We start from the raw sequence: 11,121 nt of genomic DNA on the forward strand, positions 1-11,121 counted from the left end.
CCTCTGACCAGCAATGACCAGCGGCGACCCTCGATTGTCAGTGCCGTGGTGCACGGTGGAACCCACACCCGGTCCATCGATCTGGAGGGGGATCCATGACCGTGCCCGAGACCACGGACACCACTGGCGGAGAGGTCCTGCGACCGCACGCCGAGCACGCGTTCGCCGGCGAGCTCAGGGCGCTGGCCGCGGCCGACGACCGGCCGCGGCCCGCCCGTTGGCACCTGTCGCCCTGGGCCGTGGCCCTGTATCTCCTCGGCGGCACGCTCCCGGACGGAACGGTGATCACGCCCAAGTACGTGGGCCCGCGGCGCCTCGTGGAGGTCGCGGTCACCACGCTCGCCACCGACCGGGCGCTCCTGCTCCTCGGCGTGCCGGGCACCGCGAAGACGTGGGTGTCCGAGCACCTCGCGGCGGCCGTCAGCGGCGACTCGACCCTGCTCGTGCAGGGCACGGCGGGCACGCCCGAGGAAGCCATCCGGTACGGGTGGAACTACGCGCAGCTGCTCGCCCACGGCCCGAGCCGTGACGCGCTCGTCCCGAGCCCGGTGATGCGGGCCATGTCCGAGGGCATGACCGCGCGCGTCGAGGAACTGACCCGTATCCCCGCCGACGTACAGGACTCGCTCATCACGATCCTGTCCGAGAAGACACTGCCGATCCCCGAGCTGGGGCAGGAGGTGCAGGCGGTCCGCGGCTTCAACCTGATCGCGACGGCCAACGACCGCGACCGGGGTGTCAACGACCTGTCGAGCGCCCTGCGCAGGCGCTTCAACACCGTGGTCCTGCCGCTGCCGGCCACCCCGGAGGCCGAGGTCGACATCGTCTCCCGGCGCGTCGGCCAGCTGGGGCGCTCGCTCGACCTGCCGTCCGGACCCGAGGGCATCGACGAGATCCGCCGGGTCGTCACGGTCTTCCGTGAACTGCGCGACGGCGTCACGGCCGACGGGCGCACCAAACTCAAGTCCCCGTCCGGAACGCTCTCCACGGCGGAGGCGATCTCGGTCGTCACCAACGGCCTCGCGCTCGCGGCGCACTTCGGCGACGGCGTCCTGCGCCCCGGCGACGTGGCGGCCGGCATCCTCGGCGCGGTGGTCCGTGACCCGGCGGCGGACCGGGTGATCTGGCAGGAGTACGTCGAGACGGTGGTCCGGGAGCGCGACGGCTGGAAGGACTTCTACCGCGCGTGCCGCGAGGTGAGCGCATGACGGCCCGGGGGCCGCTGCTGCTGGGGGTCAGGCACCACGGGCCCGGGTCCGCGCGGGCGGTGCTGCGGGCGCTGGACGCGGCGGCGCCGGGGGTGGTCCTCGTCGAAGGGCCTCCCGAGGGGGACGCGTTGGTGGCGCTCGCCGCCGACGAGGCGATGCGACCGCCGGTCGCGCTCCTGGCGCACGCCGTGGACGATCCCGGGCGCGCGGCCTTCTGGCCGATGGCGGAGTTCTCGCCCGAATGGGTCGCCCTCCGGTGGGCGCTGGCCCATGACGTACCGGTCCGCTTCATCGACCTGCCCGCTGCCCACTCACTCGCGCTCCCCTCCGAGGACGGGGACGGACACGCGGACGGGGAAGCGGAGGGAGGCGGCGGAGAAGGAGAAGAAAAAGCAGGGGGTACGGGGAGCGGCGACAGCGGCGGGCTCCGGATCGATCCGCTCGCCGTGCTCGCCGAGGCCGCCGGGTACGACGACCCCGAGCGGTGGTGGGAGGACGTGGTCGAGCACCAGGGCCCGGGCCGTACGGGTGACCCGTTCGCGCCGTTCGGCGCGGTCGCCGAGGCCATGGGCGCGCTGCGCGAGGAGTACGGCTCCGGAGGGGAGCGCCGTGACCTCGTCCGCGAGGCCCACATGCGCGTCCACCTGCGCGCCGCGCGCAAGGAGTTCGGGGACGACCGGGTCGCCGTCGTCTGCGGCGCCTGGCACGTCCCCGCCCTCACCGGCCCGTACACCGCCACCGCGGACCGCGCGCTGCTCAAGGGACTGCCCAAGGTCAGGGCGGAGATGACGTGGGTGCCCTGGACCCACCGCAGGCTCGCCCGCCACAGCGGCTACGGCGCCGGGATCGACTCGCCCGGCTGGTACGGGCACCTCTTCGCCGCGCCGGATCGCCCCGTGGAGCGCTGGCTGACCAAGGTCGCCGGTCTGCTGCGCGACGAGGACCGGATGGTGTCCTCCGCCCACGTCATCGAGGCGGTACGGCTCGCGGAGACCCTCGCCGTGATGCGCGGCCGCCCCCTCGCCGGGCTCACGGAGACCACGGACGCGATCCGCGCCGTGATGTGCGACGGGTCCGACGTGCCGCTCGCGCTCGTCCAGGACCGGCTTGTTGTCGGGGACGTCCTGGGCGAGGTGCCCGACGCGGCGCCCGCCGTGCCGCTCCAGCGCGACCTCGCCAGGATCCAGCGCATGCTGCGCCTCAAACCGGAGGCGCACGAACGCGAGGTGGACCTCGACCTCCGTAAGGAGACCGACGCGGCGAAGAGCAGGCTCCTGCACCGGCTGCGGCTCCTCGGTGTCGGCTGGGGCGTCCCCGGCGCGGGACGGGGGAGCACCGGCACGTTCCGGGAGAGCTGGCGGCTGTGCTGGGAGCCCGAGCTGTACGTGAAGGTCGCGGAGGCCGGCGTCTGGGGCACGACCGTGCTCTCGGCCGCCACCGCCAAGGCCGAGTCCCGGGCGGTGTCGGCGACCGCGCTCGCGGAGGTCACCGCGCTGGCCGAGGAGTGCCTGCTGGCCGAACTGCCGGACGCGCTGCCCGTCGTGATGCGCGCCCTCGCCGACCGCGCCGCCCTCGACGCGGACGTCGGCCACCTCGCCCAGGCACTGCCCGCCCTGGCCCGCTCGCTGCGGTACGGGGACGTACGGTCCACGGACACCGCCGCGCTCGGCGAGGTCGCGGCGGGGCTCGCCGAGCGCGTCTGCGTCGGCCTGCCGCCCGCGTGCGCCGGGCTCGACGCGGACGGCGCGGCCCAGATGCGGACCCACCTCGACGGTGTCCACACGGCCATCGGCCTGCTCCCCGCCGTCCGGGACCGCGATCTGGCCGCGCGCTGGGGAGCCGTCCTGCTCAAGCTCGCCGGGCGGGACACGATCCCCGGCGTCATCCGGGGGCGGGCCGCCCGCCTGCTGCTGGACGACGGCCGGCTCCCCGAGGACGAGGCGGCCCGCTTCATGGGACTCGCGCTGTCCCCCGGCACCCCGCCGGCCGACGCGGCGGCCTGGATCGAGGGCTTCGTCGGCGGCGCGCCCGGCGGAGGCATGCTCCTGGTCCACGACGCGCGCCTGCTGGGCCTGGTCGACACCTGGCTGACCGGCGTCCCCGCCGAGGCGTTCACGGACGTGCTGCCGCTGCTGCGCCGCACGTTCTCCGCGTACGAACCGGGCGTCAGGCGCACGCTGGGCGAGCTGGTCCGGCGCGGCCCCGCCGCCGGCCCGGCGACCGGGACGGCCGCACCGCACGAGGCGGCCGCCCCCGGCTTCGCCGCCACGCTCGACGCGGCACGCGCGGACGCCGTCCTCCCGGTGCTGCGCCTCCTGCTGGGGCCGGGCGCCGGACAGATCGACGTACGCGAGCGGGCCCGTGTACGCGAAGAGAGCCACGTACGGACCCAGGCGCACGTACCGGAACTGGACCACGCGACGACGGAAGGGAATCGATGACCACGGACCGTACGGAATCCGCCATCGACGAGCGGCTGCGCCGCTGGCGCCTGGTGCTCGGCGGGGACGGCGCGGACGGCACCGGCTGCACCCTCGCCGGCACGGACGCGGCGATGGACGGCGCGCTCTCCGCCCTCTACGGCTCCCGCAGGGCCGGCGGCTCCGGGGGCGCCGCCGGCGGCAGCCGGTCCGCGGGGCTCGGGGCGTCCGCGCCGTCCGTGGCCCGCTGGCTGGGCGACATCCGTACGTACTTCCCCAGCTCCGTCGTCCAGGTCATGCAGCGTGACGCCATCGACCGGCTCGGGCTCTCCGCGCTCCTCCTGGAGCCGGAGATGCTGGAGGCGGTCGAGGCCGACGTCCACCTCGTCGGCACGCTCCTGTCGCTGAACAAGGCGATGCCCGAGACGACGAAGGAAACGGCACGCGCGGTCGTCCGCAAAGTGGTCGAGGACATCGAGAAGCGGCTCGCCACCCGCACCCGCGCCACCCTGACCGGCGCCCTCGACCGGTCCGCGCGGATCAACCGGCCCCGCCACCGGGACATCGACTGGGACCGCACGATCCGGGCCAACCTCAAGAACTACCTGCCCGAGCACGGCACGATCGTCCCCGAGCGCCTCATCGGGTACGGACGCGCCTCACAGGCGGTGAAGAAGGAGGTCGTCCTCTGCATCGACCAGTCGGGCTCGATGGCCGCGTCCGTCGTGTACGCGTCGGTGTTCGGCGCGGTCCTGGCCTCGATGCGCACGCTCGACACCCGGCTCGTCGTCTTCGACACCGCCGTCGTGGACCTCACTGATCAACTGGACGACCCGGTCGACGTGCTCTTCGGCACCCAGCTCGGCGGCGGCACGGACATCAACCGCGCCCTCGCCTACTGCCAGGCCCGGATCACCCGCCCCGCCGACACCGTGGTCGTCCTGATCAGCGACCTCTACGAGGGCGGGATACGGGACGAGATGCTCAAACGGGTGGCGGCGATGAAGGCGTCGGGGGTGGAGTTCGTCGCGCTGCTCGCGCTGTCCGACGAAGGCGCCCCCGCCTACGACCGGGAGCACGCGGCGGCCCTCGCCGCGCTCGGCGCGCCCGCCTTCGCCTGCACCCCCGACCTGTTCCCCGACGTGATGGCGGCGGCGCTGGAAAAGCGCCCGCTGCCCATCCCCGACATGGCGTAGGGGGCTCTGTGACAGGTATCACCGCTCAGGTGCGATCCGCGATTTAGGGACCTACCGCCCACGGGGATAACCTGCGAGACGGACATGCCGCGTACCGGACAGCGTGTACGCCTCCCTCAGTGACAGCGCAGTCACGTTGCCCTTCGCGGCACGCCCACGCCGACAACGAACCCGCGATCACCAGGCTGCGGATTTCAGAACACAAAGGGACGGACACGCGTGGACCTGTTCGAGTATCAGGCGAGGGACCTCTTCGCCAAGCACGGTGTACCGGTGCTGGCCGGTGAAGTCATCGAGACGCCTGAGGCGGCCCGCGGGGTGACCGAGCGTCTCGGCGGCAAGGCTGTCGTCAAGGCGCAGGTCAAGGTCGGTGGACGCGGTAAGGCGGGCGGCGTGAAGCTCGCCGCGGACCCGGACGAGGCCGTCGAGAAGGCGGGCCAGATCCTCGGCATGGACATCAAGGGCCACACGGTCCACAAGGTGATGCTGGCCGAGACCGCGGACATCGCGGAGGAGTACTACGTCTCCTTCCTGCTCGACCGCACCAACCGCACCTTCCTCGCCATGGCCTCCGTCGAGGGCGGTGTCGAGATCGAGGTCGTCGCCGAGGAGAACCCCGACGCGCTCGCCAAGATCCCGGTCGACGCCTACGAGGGCTGCACCGCGGAGAAGGCCGCCGAGATCGTCGCCGCCGCGAAGTTCCCGGCCGACATCGCGGACCAGGTCGCGGACGTCCTCCAGAAGCTGTGGACCGTCTTCATCAAGGAGGACGCGCTCCTGGTCGAGGTCAACCCGCTGATCAAGTCGGGCGACGGCAAGATCATCGCGCTGGACGGCAAGGTCTCGCTCGACGAGAACGCCGACTTCCGGCAGCCCGACCACGAGGCGCTGGAGGACAAGGCCGCGGCGAACCCGCTGGAGGCCGCGGCCAAGGCCAAGAACCTCAACTACGTCAAGCTCGACGGCCAGGTCGGCATCATCGGCAACGGCGCGGGTCTGGTCATGTCGACCCTCGACGTCGTCGCGTACGCCGGTGAGGCCCACGGCGGCGTGAAGCCGGCCAACTTCCTCGACATCGGCGGCGGCGCGTCCGCCGAGGTGATGGCGAACGGCCTGGAGATCATCCTCGGCGACCCGGACGTCAAGTCCGTGTTCGTCAACGTCTTCGGTGGCATCACCGCCTGCGACGAGGTCGCCAACGGCATCGTGCAGGCCCTGGAGCTGCTGAAGTCCAAGGGCGAGAACGTCGAGAAGCCGCTGGTCGTGCGCCTCGACGGCAACAACGCGGAGCTGGGTCGCAAGATCCTGTCCGACGCCAACCACCCGCTCGTGCGGCGCGTGGACACCATGGACGGCGCGGCCGACAAGGCCGCCGAGCTCGCCGCAGCAGCGAAGTAAGGACGAGGGAAACCACAACCATGGCTATCTTCCTCACCAAGGACAGCAAGGTCATCGTCCAGGGGATGACTGGCGCCACGGGCATGAAGCACACGAGGCTCATGCTCGCCGACGGCACGAACATCGTCGGCGGCGTCAACCCCCGTAAGGCCGGCACCTCCGTCGACTTCGACGGCACCGACGTACCCGTGTTCGGGTCCGTGGCCGAGGCCATCGAGAAGACCGGCGCCGACGTCTCCGTCGTCTTCGTCCCGCCGGCCTTCGCGAAGGCCGCCGTGGTCGAGGCGATCGACGCCGAGATCCCGCTGGCCGTCGTGATCACCGAGGGCATCGCGGTGCACGATTCCGCGGCGTTCTGGGCGTACGCGGGCGTGAAGGGCAACAAGACCCGGATCATCGGCCCGAACTGCCCCGGTCTGATCACCCCCGGCCAGTCCAACGCCGGCATCATCCCGGGCGACATCACCAAGCCCGGCCGCATCGGTCTTGTGTCCAAGTCCGGCACGCTGACCTACCAGATGATGTACGAGCTGCGTGACCTCGGCTTCTCGTCCGCCGTCGGCATCGGTGGCGATCCGGTCATCGGTACGACGCACATCGACGCGCTCGCCGCGTTCGAGGCCGACCCCGACACCGACCTGATCGTCATGATCGGCGAGATCGGCGGCGACGCCGAGGAGCGCGCGGCCGACTTCATCGCGAAGAACGTCACGAAGCCGGTCGTCGGCTACGTCGCGGGCTTCACCGCGCCCGAGGGCAAGACCATGGGCCATGCCGGCGCCATCGTCTCCGGCTCCTCCGGTACGGCCCAGGCGAAGAAGGAAGCCCTGGAGGCCGCGGGCGTGAAGGTCGGCAAGACGCCGACCGAGACCGCGCAGCTGGCCCGCGCGATCCTCGCGGGCTGATACGGGGGGCTACGGGGGCTGACACTCCCGAGGTCGCCGGACGGGCGGGAAAGCCCGTCCGGCGACCGGGGCGGGCGCGCGTCCGCCCGTGCGCGCCCCGCCTCAGAGGGCCAGCGGTACCAGCCGTTGCGGTCCGCCGAACGGTGTGTCCTGCAATCGGTCCCGCAGGGCCAGGTCCTCTTTGCTCCACGCCTCGGGACCATTCGTGACCGGCACCCCGCCGACCGGCTGCGGGGCCGCCAGCGGCTCCCAGTACCGGGTCGGCGCGGTGGCCAGCGTGAAGCCGGTCGCCCCCACGATCAACGCCGTGAAGGCGATCGCCGTCCGCGTCCACAACCGGGCGCGGCGCTCCGCACTCCTCCGTACCGCCCGCGCCGGAGGGATCGCCGGCGGGGTCACCGCCCGCGTGAGCGCCCCCAGCCGCCGGTGCAGCGCGTCCGGGTCCGCCAGCTCGGGCAGCCGGTCGGCCACCGCCTCGCGTGCGTGCAGCAGCCGCCGTGCCGTCCCCAGCGTGCTCGCCTCCGTCTCCGCCGCCGTCTCCGGCAGGTCCAGGCCCAGCCCGTCGTACAGCATCAGGACGCGGCGGTACTGGGGCGGCAGCTCCAGCAGCGCCTCGCGCAGCGCCCGTCCGTCCCGTCCGTCCCGCTGACCGGTGATCAGGTCGGGGCGCCGGTGGACGCGGCGCAACCGGTGCCAGGGCGACAGGGCGTACTCGTACGCGGCAGCCCGTACCCATCCCGCCGGATCCCGGTCCACCGCGACCTCGGGCCAGCGCCCCCACGCCTGATGGAAGGCGCGCTCGACGGACTCCTGGGACAGGCCGCGCCGTCCGGTCAGCAGATACGTCTGTCGTACGAGGGAGGGCGCGGTGTGGGTGTACAGCGCGTCGAAGGCCTGGGCGGGCGTGAAGGGGGCGGCCCCCGCCGCCTCCGTACCTGCGTCATGGTCCTCTGGAGAACGGGTGAAAAAGTACATAAACATATATTGAGCGACACCACGGTCATTAGCTTGTTACCCGGATAAAGCGCGTGTCGTTGGCAGCATGGCGCCGTGACCCAAGTGACCGATCGCAGCACGACGTTGTCCTCGGCCTCGGCGGCGGAACGGGGCCGGGCCGCCGCGCTGACCGCGTCCTTCCTCCGCGGAGCCATCGCCGCGGGCCTCGGCCTCGGGGCGCTCGCCGTGCTGGTCATGGCGATGTGGATCACCTCGCCGTACCCCGACAGCGGCGCCCGCGGCGCCCTGCGCGTCGCCGCCGCGCTCTGGCTGCTCGCGCACGGCGTCGAGCTGGTGCGGCCCGACACCATGTCAGGGGCTCCCGCCCCGCTCGGCGTTGTCCCTCTGCTGCTCGTGGCCCTGCCGGTGTGGCTCACCCACCGCGCGGCGAAGGACGCCCTCGAACCGGAGGAGGGCAGGCCGCAGCTCACCGCGCTCGGAGCCGTGGCCACCATCTCCGGCGGATACCTGCTGGTCGGCGGCGCCGTCGTGTTCTACGCGTCGGGCGGACCGCTCACCGCGCATCCGCTGCGCGCCGCGCTCCTGCTGCCCCTGGTGACCGTGCTCTCCTCGACCGCCGGCGCGTGGTCGGGCAGTGGCCGGCCGGTCGGCCCCCTGCCCCTGTGGCTGCCCGCAGGGGTACGGGAACGCCTCGTCCGTACCGTCTGGGCACCGCGCGCCCGCCGCAGGACCGCCGTCGCGCTGCGGGCCGCCGCCGCCGCGGTCCTGGCGCTGCTGGGCGGTGGGGCACTGCTCGTCGGGGCGTCACTGGTGTGGCACGGGGGTGCGGCGCAGCTGTCGTTCAGCCAGCTCGCGGGGGACTGGTCGGGGCGGTTCGCCGTCCTCCTGCTGGGGCTGGCGCTGGTGCCGAACGCCGCCGCGTGGGCCGCCGCCTACGGCCTGGGGCCCGGGTTCGCGCTCGGTACGGCGGCCACGGTCACCCCGCTGGGGATGACGGGCACCCCCGCGCTGCCGTCGTTCCCGCTGCTCGCCGCCGTGCCGGAGGGGCACGGGACACCGCTGCACTGGGCGGCGGCGGGGGTGCCGGTGGTGGCGGGGGTGGTGGTGGCGTGGTTCACGGTACGGGTGGCGGCGCCGCCCTTCTCCGTACGGGAGGAGGCGTGGAGCCTGCGCGCGACGGCGCTGACGGCCGCGCTCGGGGGTGCGCTGGGCGCGCTGTTGACGGGGGTTCTGGCGATGGCGGCGGGCGGGCCGCTGGGCACCGCGGACCTGGCCGTGTTCGGACCCGTGGGGTGGCTGACGGGGCTGGCGGCGCTGGGGTGGCTGGTGGGGGTGGGGGTGCCGGTGGCGGTGGTGATCAGGGCGTGGCGGCTGCGGGAGCGGCGGGTGAAGGCGGAGGTGTCGGACGCGCCGGTCGCGGGGGTCGTCGGCGGGGAATCCGGGGGCTTGGAATCCGGGGGTGGGGCCGTGGTGTGGTGGGCACCTTGGCGCCGGACGGCCAGACCGGTGGTGGCGCCGGCCGAAGGGAAACAGGCCGAGAAGGACGAGGCGAAGGAGAACGGTAAGGCCGATGGGACGGGGACCCCCGCCGAGCCGGTCCCTGACCTGGAGTCGTACGACGTCCTACCGGCCGACGCCTGGCACGACCGGGGGACGCGGGAGGCGCGGTGGGCCGCGATCAAGGACGCGTCGGGCGGCCTGATGGCCGACTTCCCGGCCGTACCGCTGCTGCCACCGCCCCCGGAACCCGAGCCCGTAACGCCCTCGGAGCCGCCCTCTGTGGAGGAGGACGGCTCCGAGGAAGAGGGACGCGAACGGATCCCGGTTCAGGACGCGAAGGCCGGCCCGGCACCGGAAGCGAATCTGGAGCCGCTGCCGCTGCCGCAGCCGGATCCAGGCCCAGACCCGGGCCCGGATCCCGGTCAGCCCAGCGTCACTCCTTGACGCCGAAGATCGAGCGCAGTGAATCCGGCAGGTGGCTGTTGCAGGACAGCCGGGCCTCCTGCGTCAGCGAGTCGTTGACGCACGTGTAGTAGTCGCGGTACGCGAGCTGTACGGAGAACGTCACCGCCACGATCGCCAGCGCCAGACCGGCCGTCACCAGGCCGCTCACCGCCGCCGTCTTCTGCTGGCGGTTCGGGTTCGCCGCCGCGCCGGGCGCGGGGGTCTGCGCCGAGGCAGCGGGACGCGCCGGGGTCGTGTCCGTACGGAAGGCGGCGCCGGGGCCCGAGGCGGCGGAGCCGTCGGTCGCCGGCGGCCGCGGCTTGTTGCGCAGGGAACTGATGCCCCAGTAGACGCCCAGCGCCCCGAGCAGCAGCGCGATCTCCGAGAGGTCGAAGAGCGCGAAGAAGAAGGCCCACATGCCGGAGAGCAGCGCGTAGCGGGCGCGCCGCTGGACGGGGTCGGTCGGGTCCCAGCGCAGGCCGCCGCGGCCTCCCTCGGAGCCGTCCTGGCGTCCGTTCCCGGGGCCTTTCTGCTCGTTCTGCCCGTTGCCCTGATTCCCGGGACGGCTCCCGAAGCCGCCCGAGGAGCGGCCGGGCTGGCGGCTGCTCCACTGGCTGCCCCAGCCGCCGCGGTCGCCCCGGTCGGAGTCGGACCCGTCGTCCGGCGAACCGCCGTTCTCGGGCAGGCGGGGCTGCCACGGCTGGTCGGGCCGGTCGGCGGGCGGCGGCGCGAAAGGATTGTCGTCGGAGGAACCGGAGGAACCGGAGGAACCGGAGGAACCCGTCGACCCGGAAGATCCTGAAGACCCGTCCGATCCCGATCCCGATCCCGAGGCGGAGTCGGAAGGCCCACCCGACCCCTGAGAACCGCCCGGAGCCCCCGAGGCCCCTGTGGAAGAGGACTGGCGTTCCCGTGGCAGCAGCACCGGCCCAGTGGGCGGCGGGAGGTGGAGTGCCGTGCGGCGGCGTCGGTCCTGCATCTGGTGAACGTCTTCCCCTCAGACCCAGCGCGCGGGGGTCTTGTGTCGTATGGGCCGTCCCGGAGACGGAACCCTGTCCCCAGACGCTACCTCCCGGCCACGCCCCCGTCCCGT

8 protein-coding genes are annotated in these 11,121 nt (G+C 73.2%); 6 read left to right on the forward strand and 2 right to left on the reverse strand.

Features of this window, described 5'->3' with window-relative positions:
* The first annotated feature begins 95 nt into the window (after positions 1–95).
* The 5 genes from ACIO1C_RS19030 to sucD all read left to right on the forward strand — a co-directional run bounded on the left by ACIO1C_RS19030 (position 96) and on the right by sucD (position 7,127).
* A complete protein-coding gene (locus ACIO1C_RS19030) occupies positions 96–1,208 on the forward strand; it encodes an AAA family ATPase (protein ID WP_401864819.1) in 1,113 nt (370 codons plus the stop codon).
* Positions 1,205–3,649, forward strand: coding sequence for a DUF5682 family protein (locus tag ACIO1C_RS19035; protein ID WP_401864822.1), 2,445 nt, complete (start codon positions 1,205–1,207; stop codon positions 3,647–3,649). The genes ACIO1C_RS19030 and ACIO1C_RS19035 overlap by 4 nt, the downstream gene beginning before the upstream one ends.
* Entirely contained in the window at positions 3,646–4,824 is a 1,179-nt protein-coding gene (locus ACIO1C_RS19040; protein ID WP_401864824.1) for a VWA domain-containing protein, read from the forward strand. Before ACIO1C_RS19035 ends, ACIO1C_RS19040 begins: the two co-directional genes overlap by 4 nt.
* 219 nt (positions 4,825–5,043) lie before the next feature.
* Positions 5,044–6,222, forward strand: a complete 1,179-nt coding sequence (sucC, locus tag ACIO1C_RS19045) for an ADP-forming succinate--CoA ligase subunit beta (RefSeq protein ID WP_401864826.1) — start codon at positions 5,044–5,046, stop codon at positions 6,220–6,222.
* Between the two features lie 20 nt (positions 6,223–6,242).
* Positions 6,243–7,127 carry a succinate--CoA ligase subunit alpha gene (sucD, locus tag ACIO1C_RS19050; protein WP_327234892.1) on the forward strand — a complete coding sequence of 295 codons (885 nt, stop codon included), beginning with the start codon at positions 6,243–6,245 and terminating at the stop codon, positions 7,125–7,127.
* 102 nt (positions 7,128–7,229) lie between these two features.
* Here sucD and ACIO1C_RS19055 read toward each other — a convergent pair whose 3' ends face one another.
* Complete coding sequence (locus ACIO1C_RS19055; protein ID WP_401864829.1) at positions 7,230–8,102, reverse strand: RNA polymerase sigma factor; 873 nt, start codon at positions 8,100–8,102, stop codon at positions 7,230–7,232.
* Between the two features lie 75 nt (positions 8,103–8,177).
* Here ACIO1C_RS19055 and ACIO1C_RS19060 point away from each other — a divergent pair, with 75 nt between their 5' ends.
* Positions 8,178–10,028, forward strand: coding sequence for a DUF6350 family protein (locus ACIO1C_RS19060; protein WP_401864831.1), 1,851 nt, complete (start codon positions 8,178–8,180; stop codon positions 10,026–10,028).
* On the opposite strand, the gene ACIO1C_RS19065 is transcribed toward ACIO1C_RS19060, so the two are convergent.
* Positions 10,018–11,007 (reverse strand): hypothetical protein, encoded by a 990-nt coding sequence (locus ACIO1C_RS19065; RefSeq protein ID WP_401864834.1) that lies wholly within the window; start codon positions 11,005–11,007, stop codon positions 10,018–10,020. The genes ACIO1C_RS19060 and ACIO1C_RS19065 overlap by 11 nt on opposite strands.
* Positions 11,008–11,121 lie beyond the last annotated feature (114 nt).

It is taken from the genome of Streptomyces sp. NPDC087420 (genome assembly GCF_044744165.1).
Taxonomy (GTDB): Bacteria; Actinomycetota; Actinomycetes; order Streptomycetales; family Streptomycetaceae; genus Streptomyces.

What these genes read in the sequence shown, in the direction of transcription:
- ACIO1C_RS19030 (WP_401864819.1), top strand. Translation starts at nt 96, where the DNA reads ATGACCGTGCCCGAGACCACGGACACCACTGGCGGAGAGGTCCTGCGA.
- ACIO1C_RS19035 (WP_401864822.1), top strand. Translation starts at nt 1,205, where the DNA reads ATGACGGCCCGGGGGCCGCTGCTGCTGGGGGTCAGGCACCACGGGCCC.
- ACIO1C_RS19040 (WP_401864824.1), top strand. Translation starts at nt 3,646, where the DNA reads ATGACCACGGACCGTACGGAATCCGCCATCGACGAGCGGCTGCGCCGC.
- sucD (WP_327234892.1), top strand. Translation starts at nt 6,243, where the DNA reads ATGGCTATCTTCCTCACCAAGGACAGCAAGGTCATCGTCCAGGGGATG.
- ACIO1C_RS19055 (WP_401864829.1), bottom strand. Translation starts at nt 8,102, where the DNA reads ATGTACTTTTTCACCCGTTCTCCAGAGGACCATGACGCAGGTACGGAG.
- ACIO1C_RS19065 (WP_401864834.1), bottom strand. Translation starts at nt 11,007, where the DNA reads ATGCAGGACCGACGCCGCCGCACGGCACTCCACCTCCCGCCGCCCACT.